The following is a 21,978-nucleotide window of genomic DNA, read 5'->3' as shown; positions in this document are numbered from 1 at the left end:
CGAATAACGGAGCGAGAACCTCGACGGTTCAGGGGGTCATCAAGCGCAGCTGGCGATTTGCCCGTAGTCCCGGGCCCCGAACCCAAGCCTAGGTGCTGGAGGGCATTGTGCAGAAGGGAGTGTGCAGAAGGGGTTGTGTAGAAGGGACAGGCCAAGCATGGAATGTCCTCTGCTGCATGAGCATTGCATCCATTGCATCTCTTGAGGTTGCAGCTAGTCTGTGGCGCCTGGCCCAGGGGCTGGCCCGGTGATGGTGGTTGCGCCGATGCTCGACGGATGTTTTTTTCAAGTGAGGAAGGGTTTTTGATCGATCGCAAGGTTTCGGCAGCAGGCGGCCAGGTCAGCCGTTTTTCTGAGCATAAAGACACTCGCTGTATTGTGCTCCTGGGCGACCCTGGAGCCGGCAAGAGCCATCTGTTCGAGGCCCTTGCCCGGCAGTCGGGCGGCCACTACCTGCAAGTTCGGGACTTCCTGCGCAGGAAACCCACGGCCTTTGCCCCAGGCAGCACGCTGTTTCTCGATGCGCTGGATGAATGCCGTGTGCATTACGCAGATGCGCCGGCCATGGACAGCCTGGTCAGACAGATTGGCGAATTGCAGTCGTGCCAGGTGCGGATTTCCTGCCGCAATGCCGACTGGATGTGGCAGGACGATCGGGAGGCGCTGAAGGATTGCTTTCCCGACGAGAACGCAGTGCAGGAACTGTATCTGCTGCCACTGGATGAAGAGCAACAGCAGCAGGTCATCGCCAGTATTCCCCAGGTGGCTGCGGACTTTCTGGCCCAGGCTCGACAACGGGGGCTCGAGGATATGCTGGGCAACCCCCTGACCCTGCGGTTGCTCGCCCAGGTGGTGGCGCAGGCGCCATGGCCGCGCACGCGTCGGGAGCTGTTCGAGCGTTCTTGCACGGTGCTCCTCACCGAAGACAACAGCACCCACCTCAATGACCGGCGCTTGCGTGCCGAACTCAGTACCGTCGAACTGCAGCGCGCAGCCGGGCTGTTGTGTACGGTGCGGTTGCTGGCGGATATCGATGGGTTCAGTGTCCAGGCGTCGAACAACCAGCGTTATCCCTCCCTGGCGGCGCTGAACTTGTGTACGCCCAGGGCGCTGCGTGCCGCGCTGGCCAGTCGCCTGTTCAGGGCCACTGGTGAGCCTGGGGTGTTTGATCACAGCCACAAGGCCATCGCCGAATACCTGGCGGCCAGCTACCTCGGTGAACGGTTTCAGGAAGGTGTGCCGCTGAGCCGGATTCGCCTGCTGCTGGGGGGAGAGGGAACGCCGGTCTCCTACCTGAGGGGCCTGCATGCCTGGCTGCCGTTGACCCTGTGCGGCCATGCCGAGGAATTTATCCAGGCTGACCCGGTGGGGATCTTGAGCTACGGCGATGGCGCGTCACTGAGCAGTCACAGCAAGCGCCAGCTGTTCCAGGCATTGACCCGTCTCGCCGAGAGCGATCCGGGCTTTTGGGGCACCGACTATTCTTCGAAGGTCCTGGCAGGCCTGGCGGAACCGGCCATGGTGGAGTGTTTCAGCAGCATCCTCAAGGACCCGGCCAAGCCCCATGAGCTGAAGATCCTGGTGCTCGATGCCTTGCGAGTCGGGCAGCCGTTGCCAGAACTGGTGGGCGTCCTGGCGCAACTGCTGGCCGACACCGCTACCCATCCCAATGAATGTGCCTACGCAGCCCAAGTGCTGTCGCAGTTGGGCGAGCCGGGACTGCACGCCTTGCGCATGGCTTTCAAGACTCTGGTCAGCGAGCGTCGGGGCCGGCGTCTACGGGCCTTTATCCTCAGCCGGGTACTCAGGTCGGAGGCCGGTTACCAGGACCTGCTGGAACTCTATCGGCTCAACGCCGAGCAGTTGCTGGACGATGAGGCGGCGCTGGCTCGCTGGAACCTGCATGAGCTGGTGGCGAGCGGGGATATTCCCGCCTGCCTCGACGGCCTGCTGGCGATCGATAGCCACGGCCTCAGCGATGCAGCGGCCCTGGACGCCCTGACATTCATGGCGCCGTTGATCATTCGTTACCTCGCCACTCAGACCTCGCTGGACGAAGCCAGGCTGTTCGCCTGGTTGTCCGCTTGCAACGGCTTGACCACGTACAAAGGCTACCGGCAGTTCAATGAGCTTAACGAGGCCCTGGGCAGTTACGACCGGACCCACGCACCGGGTTTGCTGCTGCGGGCGGCCCGCCATCCCGGCCTGGAGGGCTTTGCCGTTTCCGCAGCGCCGGCCAAGGAGCCCGAGGAGGTCCAGGCCGAAGTCGAGGAATCCGCCGCCGAGACATCCCTGGACCAGCGGGTGCTGGAGCTTGTCAACCGCACCCTCGAGAAGCTTGAGCAGCAGCTGGACGCAGGCTATCCAGTCGCGGACGCCGATCCCTTGTTCCTCGGGGAGGTGCTGTTCAAGCTGATCGAACAGGATCAACTGGCAGGCAAGCCCTGGTTCCAGGCATTTCGCCGGGACCACTATGCGCTTTACATCGACTGCCTCGCCCAGCATCTGCTGAGTGAGGTCATCACCGGCGCAACGAGCCACTGCCTAGGCTTGAAACTCACCGGCCAAGTGCCCCTGGCGGACAAGCTGGATACGGTTCGCCAGTTGCTGGAATACGCGCCGCACCTTGACAAGACCCAGCTCTACTACCTGGTACGACCTTACTGCCGCCACCTGGGGCAGCAACAGTTCGGCGACGCCTTACTGGCTCTCCTGGCCGATGAGGCCGCTGCCCCCCATCGAGGTTTTATCACGGCTCTGGGCGTGCTGATGTCGCTGGACCGATTCGCTCCAGCACTGGCAGCGCTGGACCGCGACGGGAAAAATGAAGTGCTCTGGTACCTGCGGGACCTGACAGACCTGGTACGTGGTTTCGAAGCTCCGCTGGAAATGAGTGCCCTGCAGGCGGCCAGTTTTTGTCGCATGGTCGCCGAGCAGTTTCCCGTCGCGCTGGTGGACTCCGACTGGTTCACGCCCGTCAACACCGGCCCCGAGGATGCCGACGAGTTCATTCGAACGCTGATCGGTTTTCTCGCCACACACCCTTCCAGGGAGGCCGGAGAGCATTTGCTGGGGCTACAGGCCGATGCGGCCCTGGTCCCCTGGGGCGATCATATAAAGCATGGCTTATCGGTCTATCGAGCCCGGCAACATGACGCTCAGTACATCCGCAGCGGTTGGGAGCAAGTGCGTGATGTGCTGAGCAACGGGCCACCGGCCAACATCATGCACATGCAGGCGCTGGTCCTGGATGAGCTACACGCCGTGGCCAGCCAGCTGAAGAGCAACCTCGACGGGCATAAGTTCTTCTGGAACGAAGCCAACGGCAAGATCGACTCGCCCAAGTGGGAGAACAGCTGTCGCGACGCGCTCCTGGGGCTGTTGCGTCCACGCCTGGAGGGCCGACGCATCACCGCCGAACCAGAAGGGCACATGCTCCATGGCAATCGAGTGGACATCGCGGTGCAGCATGGCGCCATCAAACTGGTCATCGAGCTCAAGCGAACCAGCCACGCCGAGCTATGGACCTCGATCCAGGATCAACTGGTCGCGCTCTACACCTCGGACCCCGGTGCTCGGGGCTATGGCATCTATGGGGTGTTCTGGCATGGCGTCGGCGTCCCGATCACCAGTGCCCCCACAGGGGCATCGCCACGCTCGGCTGCCGAGCTCAAGGCGCAGCTGGAGACCAGCATTGCGCAAGAATTGCAGCCCTACATCAAGGTATTTGTGCTGGATGTCTCTGGCACTTGAGGGATGCTCTCAGGGCCAGTTCGGGGCAGGAAGCGTGGGGGAACCGGAGCAAGGGTGGCCCCCTTGTTTCAGCTTCGTCAGCGCGTCAGTGCAGGCCTCATGCAGCCATGGCCGGGGCGCCGGCGCCAATGAGCGACTGATAGCCGCAACACTTCAATGGGCGAGGGCCTGTACCCGGCAGCGACTCAAGGCTTCTCGCCGGCCTCGAACAACTGCAGCAAGCCCTGCAGGGCGTTGTCGACGAAGCGTTCGTCGCTGGTGCCCGCGGGAAAATGCAGCACCCCATGGATCACCAGTGATGCCAGGCCGTGGGTGTAGGACCAGCCGGCGAGGGCGACGCGGCGTACTTCCGGGGCCTGCGGCGCGAGCCCGAGCATCTGGGCGATGATCCGCTGCAGTTCGCCGAAGGCCTGTTCACGGGCCGCGATCAGCTCCGGGATCATCTGGCCATTGGCAAACTCGGCGCCGAACATCAGTTGATAGAGCGCCGGGTTGGCCCGGGCAAAACTGAAATAGGCCAGGCTGGCGCTGCGCAGTTTCTGCCGCCCGACCTGCTGCTGATCGTGTTGCACCAGCACCTGGGCCAGCTCGATAAAGCCCTGGGCCGCCAGGTGGCCGATGAGTTCCGCGCGATTGGCGTAGTGGTGGTAAGCCGCAGTGGCACTGACCCCGACCCGCTCCGACAGCGCTCGCAGCGACAGTTTGGTGGGGCCCACTTCCTCGAGCATGGCCCGGGCGGCGGCAAGCAGTTGTGGGGCCAGGTTGCCAACGTGGTAGGCGTCCCGTGAGCGTGGAGCGTGGGGCTTCATCAGAGGGTCCCGGATGGCGTGGACAGGGCTGGAAATCCGCGGAATCTTAGCATGGCGAAGAATCTTGACGGCGCTAAGATCGGACCGTAGCCTGAATCCCACAACAACACACTGCCCCCAGGGAGTACCCGATGTCCGAAGCGAAACTGCAACCCTCGGCCCAAGCCACTCTGCAACGCTGGCACAGCATGGTCGCCCGGCAAGACCTCAGTGCCTTGCCCGAACTGCTGTCGCCCCAGGTGGTGTTCCGCTCGCCCATGGCCCATACGCCTTACCCTGGAGTGCCGGTGGTGGCGACCATCCTTGGCACCGTACTGCAGGTGTTCCAGGACTTTACCTATCACCGCGAACTGGCGACGGCCGACGGCCTGAACCTGGTGCTGGAGTTCAGCGCACGGGTAGGGGAGCGGGAGGTCAAGGGCATCGACATGATCCGTTTCGATGAGACGGGCCAGATCATCGAGTTCGAGGTGATGGTCCGTCCCATGAGCGGGTTGCAGGCCCTGGGCGAGGAAATGGGAAAACGCCTGGCTGTCTACCTGGCGGCGAGCAAGGGGGCATAGCAGCCCCTCGGGACATGCCGCTCCAGAGGTCAATCCGGCGTGCTGATTCAGCCAGGATGCCGCCGTCCGGGGGCGGCCCTGTGCAGGCAGCCGTGCCCGGTACCGGGTTGCCAGACAGCGCTCCAGCGACCTGAACCGGGGCTGACTATCGGTTGAAGTGATAGTGACAATCAAACAACGCAGATTTTTTTTTGTTCGCTGACCCTGGATAATTGCCGCCGAAGAACACCATGACCGCAAGGGCAGCTCCGTGATGCTGGCCCCTTGCGCACCGAACCAGGCTTTTATTTCAGGATTCCCCCCGATGCGTTCTCCCGTTGTTCCCGCCTTGACCCTGGCGGCCTTGTTGTTGACCGGCTGTGCCTCTGCCCCCAATGACCCGAGCCTGGTGCTGCAGACCAGCAAGACCCCCGCCGAATATGCCGAGTGCGTGGTGCCCAAGCTGCAGGATCCAACGGTCTCCCAGACCCAGCGCGGCTACCGGATCGTGGTCTCCAGCAAGATCGCAGCAGACAACGTACTGGAAGCCTACAAGGCCCCCAATGGCGGCAAGGTGTACCTTTACGAGCGCCATTTGCTGGCTTCGAGCTTCAGCCCTTCGAGTTTCGAGCGGGCCGCCCAGGGCTGCCTCTAGTTCCTGTCAGATCGTTCTGTTCCAGCCATCTCCAGTGCCTGCAACAAACGTCCGACTTGTGCCAGCTCCCAGGTGCTCAACAGGCTGACCGGGTCGGTGCCGAAGCGCTGCCGAGCGTCGAGCTGCCACTCCAGGCCTTCGGCACTGCGGCAATGTCGGCAGTGCTGCAACTGACTGCCATCGACATCCAGCAGCAAGCGCCAATCGCCAATCTCCACTTGCACCTGGCCCTCGGTCCCGGTGACCAGGTGCAAGGGATAGACACCTAGGGCGGCGTCCCGCAGGCGCTGGCAAACCTGGCGGGCGTTGAGGCTGGCTGATGGTTGCATAGCGATCCTGAGCGGGAGGTGGTCCGGTAGCGGAAGGCGCAATGATGTCTGCGCCAGGGCCTCGGGGTCCAGTGCTGCGAGCGCCAGTGGCGACCAGCCCGGCTCGGGTTGGCGCAGGTGCCCGGGGCAGGCCGGTGACAGCAGCACCGTCCCCGCCCCGGCCACCCGGGTCAGGGCTGCAGGCGTCGCACCGTCCAACCGGTTTCGTTCAGGTCGTAGCGCAGGCGTTCGTGCAGGCGCTCCTGGCCGTTGCCCCAGAATTCCACGGAGTGGAAGCGCAACTCGAACACGCAATACCCCGCTGGACGAGGCAGGGGCCCCGGTACTGCAGCCAGTTCGCGGGCGGCGCGGCGCATGGCCTGGATATCCTTCAGTTCTTCGCTCTGGTGCGACACCGTGGACATCGGGTGGGTGGCATAGGGGCGGTTCAACCAGGCCTCGTCGGCCCGGCTATCGGGCAGGCGCACGGCGCGGCCGTTGAGGATGATCTGCTGGCTGGTTTCACGCCAGTACAGCACCCCCGAGGCCCAGGGATTCTGCGCCAGTTCACGGCCTTTCTGGCTGCCGGCGTGGGTGCTGAACAGCAGCCCGTTGTCGGTGATCTCACTGATCACGACGATGCGTGTCGACGGCCGCCCCTGGCTGTCGGCAGTGGCCAGCGCCAACGCCTTGGGCTCGCGTATGCCCATGCGCCGAGCGCGCTCCAGCCAGTTGCGCAGCACGCCCATGGGGTCTTGGGGCAGGGTCTGGTACTCGGGAAACGGAGCGTCGAGGGTTCCAGTGAGGGATTCCGACATGCCGTTGCCCAGCAACGGCTTGCCTTGCAGTGGCTTATTCATAGCACGATGCTCCCCCGTCCAAAGGTCACGCCATTGCCAGAAACCTCGACCCGCTTCAGGTCATCGGCACGGCCTTCGGCCCTGGCGAACATCAGCGATGGCCGGCCGATCTCCACGCCCTGGAGAATCTCCACCTGCTGGCCAAACGGCACCTGGCCATGGCGGCCCAGGTGGATGGCCAGCGGCCCGGCGGCAGAGCCGGTGGCGGCATCTTCGACCACGCCATAGGCGGGCGAGAACATCCGACTGCGCCAATGCCGTCCCGCACCGGCAAAACAGTTGATGGCCATGTCGTGGAAGTTGGACAGGGCGCGATGATCGGGGTGCAAGGCAGACAGCGCCTCGATGCTCGGCAAACCGACGAATACGTGGCGCGGGCCGTTGTGGTAGATCTCGATGGCAAAGGTCGAGGCACTGATGCCCAGGGCACTGAGCAATTCGGCATCGCGTCCCAGGGCCGACCAGGTTGGTATCGGCTGGTCCATGCTGGCGGCGATCACGCGGCCGGCCTGGCGCTCCAGTTCGAAGGCGATGGTGCCCATCTGGGTTTCCAGGTACAGGCGGTGATTGTCCGTCAGGGCCCCCAGCGCGATAGCGGTGCCCAGCAGCGGATGGCCGGCGAAAGGCAGCTCATTGACCGGGGTGAAAATCCTGATCCGCCAGTCCCCCCCATTGCGCGGCTGGAGCACGAAGGTGGTTTCCGACAGGTTCATTTCCCGGGCAATGCCTTGCATCTGCTCGGCCGAGAGGTCGTCGGCCTTGAAGAACACCGCAACCGGGTTGCCTTCCAGTGGCACACTGGCGAAGGCGTCGATGATGGCATATTCGTGCATGGGTCAGCTCCCGGCGGCCGAAGCGCTGTTGTCGACAGTGGTGTTGATGAGCGCATGACGCAGCAGGTCGGCCATGATCCGTGGGCCTTCCTGGGTCAGCAATGATTCGGCATGGAACTGCATCGAGGCGAACGAAGGACCGCGCAGCGCATGCACTTCGCCGGTCTCGCGGTCGCGGCTGATTTCGACGGTGCCGAGGCCGTGGACATCCAGGCGGTCACTGCTGCTCTGGGCGGCAAAGGTGTTGTAGAACCCCACCCGCTCAGCGTTGCCGAACAGGTCGATCTGCTTCTGCACGCCCTGGTTGGGAATCAGCTTGCGTTGCAGTTCAAGGCCCAGGCACAGGCTCAGTACCTGGTGGCTCAGGCACACCGCAACGAAGGGCCGCTGCTGGCTGAGCAACGAGCGGATGGCCAGGTGCAGGTGGCTGATCTTCGGCTGCTGGACATCGCTGGGGTTGCCGGGGCCGGGACCCATGATCACCAGGTCGTAGCCGTCGAAGCTGTATTCGTCGTTGAAACTGCACACGCTCACCATCAGCCCCAGGGACCGCAACTGCTTGGCGATCATCGAGGTGAAGGTGTCCTCGGCATCGACGATCAGCACCTGGCGCCCGCTGAAGTCGCTCTGGACCTGCTGCCGCTGCTGACTGTCCATCAGCCAGAAGTCGGAAACGTAGGCATTGCGGCTGGCCAGCGCGGCGCGCACCTGCAGGTGGTTGCCGAAGCGCGAGGGCGTCTGGTTCTTCAACGCGCCAATCAAGCCGGCGGCCTTGGCCCGGCTTTCGGCGGCTTCGGCCATTGGCTCGGAATGCCGGACAATGGTCGAGCCCACGCTGATTTTCACCTGCCCGTGGCGGTCGATATCGGCGGTACGGATCAGGATCGCCGAATCCAGCGAGCGTCCGCCCTTGCCATCGCTGCCGATCAACGCTGCCATGCCGCTGTAGTAGCCGCGGCCCAGGGGTTCATGGCGGCGGATGACCCGGCAGGCGCTTTCCAGCGGGCTGCCGGTGACGGTCGGGGCAAACAGGGTTTCGCGCAGTATGTCGCGGACGTCGCGACGGGTCTTGCCTTCGATGAAGTACTCGGTGTGCGCCAGGCAGGCCATTTCCTTGAGGTAGGGGCCGCGCACATGCCCTCCGTCCTCGCAAATGCGCGCCATCATCTTCAATTCCTCATCCACCACCATGTACAGCTCATCGGCCTCCTTGCGGTTGGCCAGGAATGCCATGACCTCGCTCAGGCTGGGGCCGGCGGGTGGGTATCGGTAGGTGCCGCTGATCGGGTTCATCACCGCCACGCCGTCCTTGACGCTGATGTGGCGCTCGGGCGAGGCGCCGACGAAGGTGCGCTCGCCGGTATGGATGATGAAGGTCCAGTACACCCCTTTTTCCCGCTCCAGCAGGTGGCGGAAGAATGACAGGGCCTTGGCCGCACCGTACTCGCTGATCTCCGCCAGGAAGGTGCGCTTGATCACGAAGTTGGCACCTTCCCCGGAGCCGATTTCATTCGCGATCACCTGGCTGACAACCTCGGCGTAACGCTCGTCGCTGAGGTCGAAACGCTCGCCGTTGAGCTGGAGCGGCTCGTCAGGCAGCACGCCCAGCAGTTGTTCGATGCCAATCGATTGCTGTTCGGTGATTTTCATCGCCAGCAGTGGCGACTGGTCGTCCACGGCCTCGAAACCGCGTTCGGCGATCTGCCTGTAGGGAATCAGCGCCAGCACCTCCAGACGCGCGGCACCGACGGTGGTGGCGGGCAGTTCGATGTCCGCCAGGCACCCGGGTTCGGACATCGTTCCCAGCAGCACGTCCAGCACCCCCGGGCCAGTGGACTCGGGGCGGTAGAGCAGGGCGAAGGGCCCGGGCGCCGGTTGCAGGATGCGCCCGATGAGGTGGGCAGTGGTCTGGCTCATAACACCACCTCGTCAGTGGTCACGACCATGGCGCAACGGCTGGCCGCATATTCGATGGCCATCCAGTGGTGTTCCTTGCTGAAGTCGGCGATCGCATCGGCAACCAGGAACGGCTGGATATCGTTGGAGTAGGCATCCACGGTGGAAATCAGCACCCCGACATGGGCGTATACACCGCACAGGACCAACTGGTTGCGGCCGCTGGCGCGCATGCGTTCGAGCAGGTCCGAGTTGAAAAAGGCGCTGTAGCGCCACTTGGTCAGCAGCCAGTCGCCCGGGCGCGGCGCCAGGGCATCGACCACCTCGCGGTCGTTCGGGCTGGCCTGCATGCCCGGGCCCCAGAAGTCCTTGAGCAAGCCTCGTTGCTCCTCGCTCATGCTGCCAGGCTGGGCGGTGTAGGCCACCGGCAGCTGGTGCTCGGCGGCCCATTGGCGAATGCGTGCGGCATTGCCCACCAGGCTTTCACGCAGGGGCTCGGGCAACGGCCGCAGGAAGTAGCGCTGCATGTCATGCACCAGCAGTACGGCGCGCTGAGGGTCGATATGCCATTGCGCGAGGTTGACGGGCAGGTCGCGGGCAGTGGGCAGGGCGTAGGGGACGATCGATGGAATGCCGGTCATGGCGACGAACTCCAGTCAGAAAATGGCAGCGGTGGGCGCGGTTTTCCAAGCCATGACCGCGGTGACGGCCTGCCAGGGAGTCAGGCGCGGATCGCACAGGCTCTTGTAGTGGCTGGCGACCTGGTCCAGCCCCAGGGCATCGGAAACGCATTCGCTGACCTCATCCGGGGTGGTCTCCAGGTGCAGGCCGGCGGCCACGCCTCCGGCCGAGGTGACGGCGTGCTTGAAATTGATGATTTCTTCGGTGATGGTCCGCACCATGCGGGTCTTGTTGCCACAGGGGGCGACGATGGTGTTGCCGTGCATCGGGTCGCTCAGCCAGATGATCTGGTGACCGGCGCTGCGAACGGCCGCCACCAGGGGCGGCAGTCGATCCCCGACCTTGTGCGCGCCCATGCGGGCGATCAGGGTCAGCCGACCGGGCTCGCGCCGTGGATCCAGGCGTTCGCACAGGCTCAGCAACTGGTCCCGGGTAATGTCCGGGCCGATCTTGCAGGCCACCGGGTTGAGCACTTCGCTGAGCAGGGCCACGTGGGCGCCGGCCAACTGGCGGGTGCGTTCGCCGATCCACGGCCAGTGGGTCGAGCCGAGAAAGACCCGGCCCTGGTGATCCTGGCGAACCTGGGGCAACTCGTAGTCGAGCACCAGCATCTCGTGGCTGGTCCAGGCTGGCGAACCACATAATGGCTCCTGGTTTGCCGGCTCGTTCCAGCCCAGGTGCTGCAGGATGTCCTGGGCCGCGTGGTAGCCGCGCACCAGGCGCTGGGCATCATGCTGGCGATGGCTGCCCAGGGCCTCGCGGCCGTTGACCATGTCACCGCGATACACCGGCAACTCGACGTTGCCGATGCGCTCGCTGTTGTTGGAGCGCGGCTTGGCGAATTGCCCGGCAATCCGTCCCACCCGCACCACCGGCTGCTGGGTGACCAGGCGCAACGCACCGGCCAGGATGTCCAGGACCGCGGCTTTTCGGGCCACGTGGGCGGGAGAGCTTTCATCCATGTCTTCGGCGCAGTCACCGGACTGGATAATCATCGCCTCGCCGGCCGCGACTCTGGCCAGAGTGGCGCGCAGCACCAGAATGTCCTCGACTCGAATCAAGGGCGCGCTGTCCCTGAGATAGGCCTGCGCATCGTGCAGTTGTGAGGGCTCGCTCCATTGAGGTTGCTGGAACGCTTCACAACTTAGAACCCGTTTCAGTAAGTCTTCCATGATGCGATCACTCTCCCAGGGGGGATTAAGTAGGTAAGCCTTCGCGCTTGATTTGCGGCACGGGAATACCCAGGGCGCGCAACTGCTGGAAGACATTCATGAACTCGCGGTTCTGTTTTATCTTGCCGTCCTGCAACTCGAAAGAATGCAGGAAGTGATTCTCGTAATAACCTTCCGGGTACCCGGGAAACAGGATCTTGCCGTGGCCATCACATTCGACCCAGATATGGTTGGGGTCATCGGTTTCAAATATCTTGATGTTGTACCACTCCCAATCCGGGAAGCATTTGAGTGACCAGACCGCATGTTCGGCCAACTTTGCCTTGCCGTTGATGGCAATGGGGGCGCCGGTGTCCGTGGTCCACAGACCGCCGGAGCCATCTTCGGTAAACAGTTCGTGGCGCCGCAGGCGAGCCTGGCCCTGGGTATGCATGTATTGCTCGACCGTAGCGCGGTTTTTGCGTCTAAGTTCAGTGTCGTCGTGTTGGTTTAGTTGACGGGCTGGACTATTTGGCATGCGGGAATCTCCTATAGCAAGATGGGGTTTATGACGCAGGAATACCTTCGCGCTTGATCTTCGGCAGCGGAATGCCAAGACCACGAAGTTGCTCGAAGGGGTTCATGAATTCACGGCTCTGAGTGATCTTGCCGTTGTCCAGCTCGAATGAATGAATGTAATGATTTTCGCAATAGCCTTCGGGATAACCGGGCACCCGGGTCTTGCCGCGGCCATCGCTTTCCACCCAGAAATGGTTGGGGTTATCGGTGGCGAATACCCGGACATTGTGGAACTGCCAATCAGGAAAACACTTCTCTACCCAGGCTCCGAGGGCGGCGAGTTTGGCCTGGCCCTTGATTTCCAGCGGTTTTCCGCTCTCGGTGTTCCAGGAGCCAAGGCTGCCGTCCTGGGTGAAGAGTTCATGGCGGCGCAGGCGATCCTTGCCATTAGTGCCCATGTACTGTTCGACGGTGGCACGGTTTTTTCTGCGCAGTTCAAGTTGATCGTTAAATCCGTTGGCAGCTGTTGAAGCGGGCATGGGCAGCCTCCTCAGTTGTTTGAGTCATGAACCAAAGGTTTCGCTCTTTTAAAAACAAAGTGCCGGGTTGATTGGCGCCAGGCGAAAGCCGTTACTTGCTTAAGCGATGCACTGTTTCGGCGGTGAGCGGAGGTTGTTTATACACTTGCATTTGTTGATGCTGGAACTACCAGATTTTGTAGTGAAAAGACCGCAGGGAGTTCGACCCAATGGACTGTTTCAGTATCGTGAAGTGATCAGGGCGTTGGTCGTCTGAATCGCAGTAGTGGCCCCGCAATATCAAGCATGACTGATGGCTATGGAGCCCAACTAGATAGTAGGGCTGCAGTATTAGTTCGAAGCAATCTATGGTTGTTCTGAATTAACTGTTGACATGAGTTCGGCTTGGTCTAGTCTCACGTCCTCCTTCAAACTTTAGTGGTGTTCAAAATGGAGTTAGGACAGCTGTTTGGATGGGATGCCTATTTTTACAGTATCTTTACGCAAGCCATGAGCGCCGAAGAGTTCACGGCGGTGGCGATCAGAGTACTGCAGGAACTGGGCTTTGATTTCTTTGCCTATGGCATGTGCAGCGCGACACCGTTCATGCGGCCCAAGACTTATATACACAGCAATTACCCTGTGGACTGGGTGCAGCACTACCAAGCACAGAACTACGCCCTGATCGACCCCACGGTGAAGCACAGTAAAGTTTCGTCGGCGCCGATCCTGTGGGGTAACGAGTTGTTCCGGGAATGCCCGCAGTTGTGGTCCGAGGCCAGGGACTCGGGCCTGTGCCACGGCCTGGCGCAACCGTCGTTCAATGGCCAGGGGCGGGTCGGCTTGCTGAGCCTGGCACGCAGGAACAAGGCCATCAGCCTTGAGGAACTCGAAGCCTTGAGGCCGGTGACCAAGGCATTTGCCGCCGCGGCTCATGAGAAGATCGGCCAACTGGAAAACGACCACCGTCTCGCCAAGGCCATCGTCGAGTTCAGTGGGCGTGAATGTGATGTGCTGCGCTGGACCGCCGACGGCAAGACCTCGGAGGAGATCGGCGTGATCATGGGGGTATGCACCGACACGGTGAATTACCACCATCGCAACATCCAGCGCAAGATCGGCGCCAGCAACCGGGTGCAGGCCGTGTCCTACGCGGTTGCCCTGGGCTACATCTAGGTCCAGCGCGAAGGCCGAAGGTCGACTGCCAACTGCTGCCGACCTGGCACAGTGATCAGGGCCGAAGCCTTCCGGGTTAGGCCCACTGGCGGTGGAACACGGCGCCATTTTGCCGGGGCCCATCCTTCGCGTCCGGATCAATCTTGAGGTCCGGCCGTTCCAGTCAGGCGGTCTCTTGCAGCAACGCGTCAGGGGTGAACAGGGCAGGGGCGAGGGCGCCATCATGCTGTTCGCGGTGAGCCGATAGCGCGATCGCAAGGATCTTTTCATCCTGGTGCACGGTGACCGGTCCCAGCGCCTCGTAGCGCACACCGTTGATCTTGTAATAGCGCTGCATGGTCCTGTTGACGACCCCGACTATTGTGTCGGCCCCTGCAAGGCTGGCGAGTTTGAGGCTGTACCAGAACAGCGGCATGGCCAGTTGCGGCTCGCAGGTGGTAAAGCGGGACATTTCCCAGATCGCCGGATGCCTGGGGGGCGCCCCGGCACAGGCTTGGCTGAACACCCCCTCAAGCAAGTTGGGAAATGTGCTGGGTATCAGCCGGGCGCAGCCAATGATTGCGCCCTGCGGGTCGAATGCCAGCACGTAGCGGGCATGCGGGGTGTCGTACTGATCCCATTCACATCGGTCCGGGTGCGGATGGGCTGGCAAGCGCCACCCCAGTTTCACGACAAACTGCTCATACCGAAAGCGACCGAGCATCCATCGCAGCGCGTCGCTCATGTCATTCAGCGAGTGCTCTTCCATGTGCATGGCTGGAGATTCCTGGCGGATAGGGGCAGTTTTTTATAGAGGACTTGCAGCGGCTTGGCACCTACAAGATTTGGTAGTGCCCTGGGTCGGCAAGTGGCGCACGTACTGGCGCCGATGACCGTGGTCGCAGCGGCAACGGCTACAACCGCGACCGTGTTTGCCCCATGTGTCCCGGGGATACCCAGGCCCCGGGACCGGCCATGGCAGGGCTGTCGGGCGCCAGCGGCAATACCGGCCGCTGCAGGCGCCCGAAGCAGGCAGCCAGGCTGCCCGCGGCCTTTGCCAATGCCTGGCCACGGGCAGCCCGGAGCTCAATTGCCGCGGTGGAAGGCTTGCTCGGCAGGCACCAGGGGGATTTTCATCGACGCCGGTGCCTCGACGCTGAAACTCTTGAGCTTGAAGGTCGTGCTGTTTGTCTTGAACACCGTTGGGTAGTTCTTCTTGGTCCAGGCGTTCCAACTGGCCACGCCCATGGCCATCTGCAGCGAATAGTCCAGCGAGTTGAAGCCGGGAGTGAAGGGCTGGTTGGATTGCAGATTGCGGTAGAACGGCGCTACCGCCACCTCATTCACCACGCACCCGGGCACACGCCCGTAGGTTTCATTGATGCTGCCGCTGGGCTTGATCACTTCCAGGCAGTTGTCAGCGGGCTTGGGGTTAAAGTCCGGCCCGGGCTTTCCTCGGGTATCCATGGCCCGACTGTGGCAGCTCATGCAACTGGACAGTGGACTGTCGACCGGGCCGTTCATGCGAGCCAGGTAACCTAGCTGGTCATCCGGTGCGCGTTTGGCGAACAGCGCCTTGGCCTCGGGATTGATCCAGCTTTCCTCCGGGCGTTTACCGGCCTGGTAGTCGGCGTAGGTGAAGCCAGGCGAGTTGCCCCACTCCAGGCCCACGGGAATCAGGTTATCCCAGTAGTTGGCCGCGCCCCGGGAACCGTTGAACACGAAGGTCGCGAATACCCAGCCGCTGTGAGTGGCATCGGCCTGTTCCTTGACCGCGATATCCATCTGCAGCAGGCGCAGGCTTTTCGGCTGGCCGTTGCCGGCTATATCCGCTTGCCACTGCAGGTTGTTGCCCTTGAGGTAGGGCGCCTCGCTATCGGTGGCATCGGTGAACAGCAGCTTGGCGGTGACCGTGCCCACCGGGAACACGGCACTGGTGGTGCTCGGCCGCACCGAGCCTTGCCACACCTTGCCGAAGGTGCTGCCACCCAGGTCATTGTAGAAACCCACGGCCCAATTGCTGGTGCGCCGAGTCTGGTTCGGCCCGAGCTCGTGCAGGCGGCTGCCTCTTTCCATGGTCAGCCCATGAACGGGTTCGCGCTTTTCATGCATCCACGGGGCGTGATACCAGCGCCGCACGCTGTTCCTTTGCAATTCCCAGTCGACCTCGGTGTTGCCCTCAACGACATAACTCAGGACTTCGGCCATGTACTTCTGCGGGTCGCTCTTGTAGTTGGTGGCGCTCCATGGAAAGTGCGGCGTGCTGGCGAGCGGGCTGACCGGGTATTGGTTGCTGATGGCGAAGCAGGGAAAACCGCTGATGCAGGGAGCCCTGGCGGAGGTGTTGAATTGCTGTTTGGCAGCCTGCTCATAGTCGCCATTGGACAGCGCATGGGCGTCGAGGGTATAGACGGTCGGTAGGGTGAAGGCGGTGCAAAGCAGTAAGGATCTGTATGACATAGCGCTCTCCTTGGCCATGAGTCATTGCGATCAAGCTTGACTGCGCAGGGCGGCTTGGGCGCGCTACTCCAGGCATTAACAGCTATAAGTGGGAAGCCGAGTGCCGATGGCGAACGTCCATGCACAGCAGAACAGTAGTTGAAAAAATGCCCTTGTGCGTGGCCCCGAGAACGCGAAGGAGGGGGCTGGGCCCAGCCAGGCCGGCGGACAATCGCTATCCTGCAAGTCCGTGATGGGCGGCCGGGGCAGGGCGCGCAGGGTTGGCCCCTGCCGATTATCGAGGGAAATGAGTACCGGGCTTGCCAGCGCCCCTTGAACATTGACCTGGATCGACCTAAAAGCTGCTCCAGCTCATGGCTATCACGCGGCCAATTCGCTTGAATAGCGCCCCGCATCGCCTGGCCAACGAGATGGCTTGCCAGGGCGTGGCCGAATAAAAATATGCACCACTTAGAAAGGACTCTGCATGTCGCTCTTGCGTTGGTTATCTGGTCTGTCCAACTTGTTGCACTATCGCCGCGAGTGGTTGCGCGCCGACCTGCGTGCCGGCCTGTCCGTGGCCGCCATCCAGATCCCCATCGCCATCGCCTACGCCCAGATCGTCGGCCTGCCCCCGCAGTACGGGCTTTACGCCTGTGTATTGCCGATGATCGTCTATGCCCTGATCGGCAGCTCGCGGCAGTTGATGGTCGGCCCCGACGCCGCCACCTGCGCCATGCTCGGTGGGGCAGTGGCGCCCCTGGCCATGGGCGACCTGCAGCGCACCGTCGAATTGTCGATGATCGTCACCGTGCTGGTGGGCCTGATGCTGATCGCCGCCGGTATCGCCCGGGCGGGGTTTATTGCCAGTTTCTTCTCGCGGCCCATTCTCATCGGCTACCTCAACGGTATCGGCCTGAGCCTGATCGCCGGGCAGATGGGCAAGGTGGTGGGGTTCCAGATCGAAGGCGAGGGGTTCATCCTGGGCCTGCTGGATTTTCTCCAGCGCCTGGGCGAGATCCATTGGCTGACCCTGGCCATCGGCCTGGTCAGCCTCGGCCTGCTGATCTGGCTGCCGCGGCGCTACCCGCGCTTGCCGGCGGCGATGGTGACGGTGGCGGTCTTCACCTTGCTGGTCGGGCTGTTTGGGCTCGATCACTTCGGCGTCGCCATCCTGGGCCATGTGCCCGCCGGAATCCCCGAGCTGTCCTGGCCCAAGACCACCCTGGAAGAAAGCAAGAGCCTGCTGCGCGATGCCCTTGGGATTGCCACGGTCAGCTTCTGCAGCGCCATGCTCACGGCCCGCAGTTTCGCTGCGCGCCACGGCTACGCGATCAATGCCAACCACGAGTTCATCGCCCTGGGCATGAGCAACCTGGCGGCCGGTGCCTCGCAGGGGTTCGCCATCAGCGGGGCGGATTCGCGTACCGCGGTCAACGACATGGCCGGAGGCAAGAGCCAGTTGGTCGGGATCATCGCCGCTGTGGTGATCGCGTTGATCCTGTTGTTCTTCACCGCGCCCATGGCGTGGATCCCGCAACCGGCCCTGGGCGCGGTGCTGTTGATGGCCGGCTGGGGCCTGATCGACATCAAGTCCCTCAAGCAGATCTACACACTCAGTCGCTTCGAGTTCTGGCTGTGCCTGCTGACCACTGTCAGCGTGCTTGGCTTGGGCGTGCTGCCGGGCATCATGTTTGCCGTGACCCTGGCCATCCTGCGCCTGCTGTACAGCATCTACCAACCGACAGATGCAGTGCTGGGCTGGATGCCGGGCATCGAGGGCCAAGTCGATATCAGACGCTACCCGCAGGCCCGTACCGTCCCCGGCCTGGTGGTGTATCGCTTCGACGAGGCGATCCTGTTCTTCAACGCCGATTACTTCAAGATGCGCCTGCTCGACACGGTCCAGCGTGCGACCAAGCCCGAATTGGTGCTGTTCAACGCCGAGGCGGTCAACGACATCGATGTCAGCGGCATCGCGGTGCTGCGTGAGGTCCGCGATACCCTGGCCGCCCAGGGCGTGCACTTCGCCATTGCCCGGGCACGGGGCACCTTCCTGAGCATGCTCAAACGCTCGGGAATGGCCGCAGAGATGGATGACCCACTCCTGTTCACTTCAGTGCGCTCAGGGATAAGGACCTACCGGGTATGGCGCAACAGTATGCGCAAGAGCAATCCCCCGGAGGGGGGAGGAGAAGGCTAGCCAGCGGGGAGTTGCCCTCACCGGCGGATTGATCGAGTTGCAGCCGGTCGAGGAAACCGTGATCAGCATCAGCACGGCATGCCCAGGTACACCGGGCATGCTGCTCATCAACGGCCTTACTGAGTGATGGTCATGCTGCTGGTGGCCTGGACCGAGCCGTAGCGGATGCGCGGATACGTCGGATCGGCGTAGCTGAAATCCATGACGGTGCCGATGGAGCCGTTGAACATCGCCAGGCAACTGAAGTTCACCGCCACCTGGCCGCCATAAGGCGTTACCCCTATGGCGACCTGGGTCGGCCCGGTCCATTCGATCTTGCAAGCCAGCGAGCTGCCGGCCGCGCCGCCATTGTATCCGCGGCAATTCAAGGTGGCATTGCCATTGCTGCTGCTGGGAAACCCGGCCCATTTTGCAATCGCCAGGTTGGCCGAGCATGAGGTGTTGACGCTACTGGCTCCCGGAGCGAGCTTGTACACCCCGGATGGCGGTGAAAGCGTTGCCGTTACCGGCGTCAATGGCAGGGCGGCAAGACGCAAGGCCGCCTGGTTTTCAACGACTGTCGTCGGCGACGGCGGGAGCTTGCACACCACCACGGCGCCGACGTCGTCGGACTTCTTCAACTCCCCCAGCGCAGTGATATCGGCGCCGCCCTTCGATTCGCAGAAGAGTTTGCGCAGCTGGGCTTTTTCTTCGCTGTCAGCCGTGGACGAGGCTTGGGCCAAGGGTGCAAGTGCCAGCCCCATGACTCCAGCCATCAGCAAGCGTGAAAGATTCATGATCGATTCCTTATCGAGGTTATGACTTGCAGCACCCTATGAGCGCCAGGTGGTTTTTTTCATGACAAAAGCTCGAGTGTTTCGCGCAAACGGGACGCTGGAGTCTTGCCCTTGCAGGGCTTGACCTGATGCCGCTATCTGCTGTTGAATGCGCGCCCTGAAGCCTCTGCAACCTTTTCTCCACGTGGTGAAGCCAGTGCCCGACGCCAGCCAACACGCCTGATACCGACGACGGTCCATCCTGCCTGATGGCTGCCCGTGCCTGTACGCGGCGGCGCTTCATCGCTATGCCTGCCTGATCCTGTCGTTGGTTTTTCTCTATTTTCGAGGACAAACCCATGCACATGGATATCCGTGCCACCGCGCACAACCTGGAACTGCTCAAATACCCCCGCACGCCCCACCTGCAAGGCTCGCGCCTGCAGGATGGCGACACTGACACTGGCCAGGTGCGCTATGCCGCCCTGGCCGGGCAGTGGCTGGTGGTGGAAGAAAAACTCGATGGCGCCAACGCCGGCATCAGCTTTACCGCCGGCGGTGAGCTGCGCCTGCAGTCACGCGGTCACTACCTCACCGGCGGCGGTCGCGAACGCCAGTTCAATCTGTTCAAGCAGTGGGCCTCGGCCCACGAGCACTGGTTGCTGGAGCGCCTGGAAGATCGCTTCGTGCTGTATGGCGAATGGCTGCACAAGAAGCACTCGGTGTTCTACGACCGCTTGCCACATTACTTCTGCGAGTTCGATGTGTGGGACCGCGCCACAGGGCTGTTTCTCTCCACCGCGGCACGCCGATGCCTGCTTGAGGGTGGGCCGGTGCTTGCGGTGCCGGTGCTGTACGAAGGCCCGGCGCCGCGCCGGCATGCCGAGCTGATGGCACTGGTGAGCGATTCGCTGGCCAAGAGCGCGCGCTGGCGTGAGGTATTCGAGCAGGTGGTACGCCGTGAATGCCTGGACCTGGCCCGTGCCTGGCGCCAGTGCGACCGCTCCAGTCGCATGGAGGGCCTGTACCTGAAGCTCGAGGATGAGCAGCAGACCCTTGGCCGGCTCAAGTGGGTACGCCAGGACTTCGTCCAGGCCATCCTCGATGCCGACCAGCACCATGCCAATCAACCCTTTATCCCCAATCAACTGGCCGACGGCGTCGATCTCTATGCGCCACGCCTGTCCATGGACTGGCAGGGCCCACGCCACGGCTACTGAAGGAGCATCCCGAAATGGATATTCGACAACTGCAGCAACTGGCCCCCGAGCCGGGGCGCGATATGGACGCCGCCGCCTGCCTGGAGGCGATTCCGGCTCTGGCGCGCCTGGCCGACACACCGCAAGACCCGACCTACCACGCCGAGGGCGATGTGTGGATTCATACCCGTCTGGTGGTCGAAGCCTTGCTGGCGCAAACCGCCTACCAGCAGGCCAGCGCCGAGCAGCGTTTTGTGCTGTTCTTCGCCGCCCTGTTGCACGACATCGCCAAGCCTGACACCACGGTGATCGACCCGGATACCGGGCGTATCGGCCAGCCCGGTCACTCACGCCGGGGCGCGGTGGATGCGCGGCTGCTGTTGTGGCGCGCCGGCGTGCCTTTCGAGCTGCGCGAGCAGATCTGCCGCATCATCGCCGTGCACCAGGTGCCGTTCTTCGCCCTGCAGGGTGACCGCAGCGGCCGCAGCGCTGAGTTCCTGTTGCACAAACTGTCCTGGGAACTGCCGCTGTGGATGCTCTGTGCCGTGGCCGAGGCCGATATGCAGGGCCGCCACTTCGCCGGCAAGGCCGATGTACTGGACGCCATCGAACTGTGGCGCGAACTGGCGGAGGAGGAGGGCTGCCTGCACGGGCCGCGGGCCTTTGCCGACGACTACACACGCATTCAGTACCTGCGTGGCGCCCGGGTACACCCTGACTACCCCTTGCATGCGCCGCAGGGTTCGTCGGTGGTGATGCTCTCGGGCCTGCCGGCCAGCGGCAAGGACACCTGGACCGCACAGCACTACCCGGACCTGCCGGTGGTGTCGTTCGACGACGCGCGCCAGGCCCTTGGCCTGCGCCATGGCCAGAACGAGGGCGCCGCTGCGCACTACGCCATCGACCGGGCCAAGGCCCTGTTGCGCGAGCACAAAGCCTTTGTGTGGAACTCGACGCACCTGTCGACGCAGATGCGCAACCGCACCCTGGACTTGCTCTACGGTTACGGCGCGCAGGTGCAGATTCTTTACCTGGAGCGCCCCGAGGACGAAATCATGCGGCGCAACCAGAAGCGCGACACCTCGCTGCGCAACGATGATATCCGCCGCATGCTGTTCAAGTGGGAAGTGCCACTGCCAACCGAGGCACATCGAGTTGTTTATCAGGCAGTGACGGGATGAACGGTACTTACGTTCCTGATATAAGACCGCACTTCATTAACAGCTTTAAAAGTTTTATAGCAGAGTAAAAGAAAACAAATTAATTAGTTGATAAGTGCGGATGGAGCCCCCCCCTAAGAATGAAGCTTACGGATGTCTACAGCAAAATAATCAGTGAAGAACCGTACAATGACATGGATATATTCTTTGATAACTATGAAAGCTTTGAAGAAATTCCGCTTGTATCAAGATACAGCCGCTTAAAGCCCTTGAAGGATGAGCTGAGCGGCAGCGGGGCTTCTGGCTTTCTGACAGGGCTCGCTGTATTTCTTTTGAATACTTTAAGATTGTTAGAAGTATCAAGAAGTGAAAGTGTGTTTTTTGCCGTGACCTTTACAGACTTTGAGGGGCTGGAGGAACAAGGCATCCTCATACCTAATATATTTATTTATCCAAAACCGGCCTCGGTCGGTTTTTTGGAAAAACTACGAGAAAATGATGGAGGTCTTGAGTCACGGGAGATGAATCGCCCCGGGTTTCCT

20 protein-coding genes are annotated in these 21,978 nt (G+C 62.3%); 8 read left to right on the top strand and 12 right to left on the bottom strand.

Features of this window, described 5'->3' with window-relative positions; genetic code table 11:
- Nucleotides 1–303: 303 nt before the first annotated feature.
- Complete coding sequence (locus tag U873_RS0114475; RefSeq protein ID WP_025128939.1) at nt 304–3,753, top strand: NACHT domain-containing NTPase; 3,450 nt, start codon at nt 304–306, stop codon at nt 3,751–3,753.
- A gap of 185 nt (nt 3,754–3,938) precedes the next feature.
- On the opposite strand, the gene U873_RS0114470 is transcribed toward U873_RS0114475, so the two are convergent.
- A complete protein-coding gene (locus U873_RS0114470) occupies nt 3,939–4,562 on the bottom strand; it encodes a TetR/AcrR family transcriptional regulator (RefSeq protein ID WP_025128938.1) in 624 nt (207 codons plus the stop codon).
- Between the two features lie 131 nt (nt 4,563–4,693).
- On the opposite strand from U873_RS0114470, the gene U873_RS0114465 reads away from it, so the two are divergent.
- Complete coding sequence (locus U873_RS0114465) at nt 4,694–5,125, top strand: nuclear transport factor 2 family protein (RefSeq protein ID WP_025128937.1); 432 nt, start codon at nt 4,694–4,696, stop codon at nt 5,123–5,125.
- Nucleotides 5,126–5,429: 304 nt separating this feature from the next.
- Nucleotides 5,430–5,759 (top strand): hypothetical protein, encoded by a 330-nt coding sequence (locus U873_RS0114460; protein ID WP_025128936.1) that lies wholly within the window; start codon nt 5,430–5,432, stop codon nt 5,757–5,759.
- On the opposite strand, the gene U873_RS0114455 is transcribed toward U873_RS0114460, so the two are convergent.
- From U873_RS0114455 to U873_RS0114420, 8 genes are all read right to left on the bottom strand, one after another.
- Nucleotides 5,756–6,088, bottom strand: coding sequence for a hypothetical protein (locus U873_RS0114455; RefSeq protein WP_025128935.1), 333 nt, complete (start codon nt 6,086–6,088; stop codon nt 5,756–5,758). The two genes, U873_RS0114460 and U873_RS0114455, sit on opposite strands and share 4 nt — an antisense overlap.
- Before the next feature lie 170 nt (nt 6,089–6,258).
- Entirely contained in the window at nt 6,259–6,927 is a 669-nt protein-coding gene (phzG, locus tag U873_RS0114450) for a phenazine biosynthesis FMN-dependent oxidase PhzG (RefSeq protein ID WP_043274566.1), read from the bottom strand.
- Nucleotides 6,924–7,760 carry a PhzF family phenazine biosynthesis protein gene (locus U873_RS0114445; protein ID WP_025128933.1) on the bottom strand — a complete coding sequence of 279 codons (837 nt, stop codon included), beginning with the start codon at nt 7,758–7,760 and terminating at the stop codon, nt 6,924–6,926. The genes phzG and U873_RS0114445 overlap by 4 nt, the downstream gene beginning before the upstream one ends.
- A gap of 3 nt (nt 7,761–7,763) precedes the next feature.
- Nucleotides 7,764–9,677 (bottom strand): anthranilate synthase family protein, encoded by a 1,914-nt coding sequence (locus U873_RS0114440; protein ID WP_025128932.1) that lies wholly within the window; start codon nt 9,675–9,677, stop codon nt 7,764–7,766.
- Nucleotides 9,674–10,297, bottom strand: coding sequence for an isochorismatase family protein (locus U873_RS0114435; protein ID WP_025128931.1), 624 nt, complete (start codon nt 10,295–10,297; stop codon nt 9,674–9,676). Before U873_RS0114435 ends, U873_RS0114440 begins: the two co-directional genes overlap by 4 nt.
- 15 nt (nt 10,298–10,312) lie before the next feature.
- Nucleotides 10,313–11,509 carry a 3-deoxy-7-phosphoheptulonate synthase gene (locus U873_RS0114430; protein WP_025128930.1) on the bottom strand — a complete coding sequence of 399 codons (1,197 nt, stop codon included), beginning with the start codon at nt 11,507–11,509 and terminating at the stop codon, nt 10,313–10,315.
- 25 nt (nt 11,510–11,534) lie between these two features.
- Complete coding sequence (locus tag U873_RS0114425) at nt 11,535–12,026, bottom strand: PhzA/PhzB family protein (RefSeq protein ID WP_025128929.1); 492 nt, start codon at nt 12,024–12,026, stop codon at nt 11,535–11,537.
- Nucleotides 12,027–12,054: 28 nt separating this feature from the next.
- The gene (locus tag U873_RS0114420; protein ID WP_025128928.1) at nt 12,055–12,546 is read right to left on the bottom strand and encodes a PhzA/PhzB family protein; all 492 of its coding nucleotides are present in this window, start codon (nt 12,544–12,546) and stop codon (nt 12,055–12,057) included.
- Nucleotides 12,547–12,975: 429 nt separating this feature from the next.
- Here U873_RS0114420 and U873_RS0114415 point away from each other — a divergent pair, with 429 nt between their 5' ends.
- Complete coding sequence (locus U873_RS0114415) at nt 12,976–13,701, top strand: autoinducer binding domain-containing protein (protein ID WP_025128927.1); 726 nt, start codon at nt 12,976–12,978, stop codon at nt 13,699–13,701.
- 163 nt (nt 13,702–13,864) lie between these two features.
- Here the strand turns inward: U873_RS0114415 and U873_RS0114410 are convergent, their stop codons facing one another.
- Nucleotides 13,865–14,455, bottom strand: a complete 591-nt coding sequence (locus U873_RS0114410; protein WP_025128926.1) for an acyl-homoserine-lactone synthase — start codon at nt 14,453–14,455, stop codon at nt 13,865–13,867.
- Nucleotides 14,456–14,766: 311 nt separating this feature from the next.
- On the bottom strand, nt 14,767–16,140 hold the full coding sequence (locus tag U873_RS34760) for a hypothetical protein (RefSeq protein ID WP_025128925.1): 1,374 nt from the start codon (nt 16,138–16,140) through the stop codon (nt 14,767–14,769).
- 466 nt (nt 16,141–16,606) lie between these two features.
- Here U873_RS34760 and U873_RS0114400 point away from each other — a divergent pair, with 466 nt between their 5' ends.
- Entirely contained in the window at nt 16,607–18,322 is a 1,716-nt protein-coding gene (locus U873_RS0114400; protein ID WP_025128924.1) for a SulP family inorganic anion transporter, read from the top strand.
- Nucleotides 18,323–18,438: 116 nt separating this feature from the next.
- Here U873_RS0114400 and U873_RS0114395 read toward each other — a convergent pair whose 3' ends face one another.
- The gene (locus tag U873_RS0114395) at nt 18,439–19,098 is read right to left on the bottom strand and encodes a hypothetical protein (RefSeq protein WP_025128923.1); all 660 of its coding nucleotides are present in this window, start codon (nt 19,096–19,098) and stop codon (nt 18,439–18,441) included.
- Between the two features lie 338 nt (nt 19,099–19,436).
- Here U873_RS0114395 and U873_RS0114390 point away from each other — a divergent pair, with 338 nt between their 5' ends.
- From U873_RS0114390 to U873_RS0114380, 3 genes are all read left to right on the top strand, one after another.
- Nucleotides 19,437–20,297 carry an RNA ligase family protein gene (locus U873_RS0114390; protein WP_025128922.1) on the top strand — a complete coding sequence of 287 codons (861 nt, stop codon included), beginning with the start codon at nt 19,437–19,439 and terminating at the stop codon, nt 20,295–20,297.
- 14 nt (nt 20,298–20,311) lie between these two features.
- A complete protein-coding gene (locus U873_RS0114385) occupies nt 20,312–21,457 on the top strand; it encodes an AAA family ATPase (RefSeq protein WP_025128921.1) in 1,146 nt (381 codons plus the stop codon).
- Nucleotides 21,458–21,576: 119 nt separating this feature from the next.
- On the top strand, nt 21,577–21,978 hold a 402-nt coding region (locus U873_RS0114380; protein WP_025128920.1), incomplete at its 3' end, for an Imm15 family immunity protein.

It is taken from the genome of Pseudomonas sp. PH1b (assembly GCF_000633395.1).
In the GTDB taxonomy this organism is placed as follows: Bacteria; Pseudomonadota; Gammaproteobacteria; order Pseudomonadales; family Pseudomonadaceae; genus Aquipseudomonas.
Note: the sequence above shows the minus strand (reverse complement) of the source record. Positions and strands in the feature narration are given on the sequence as shown.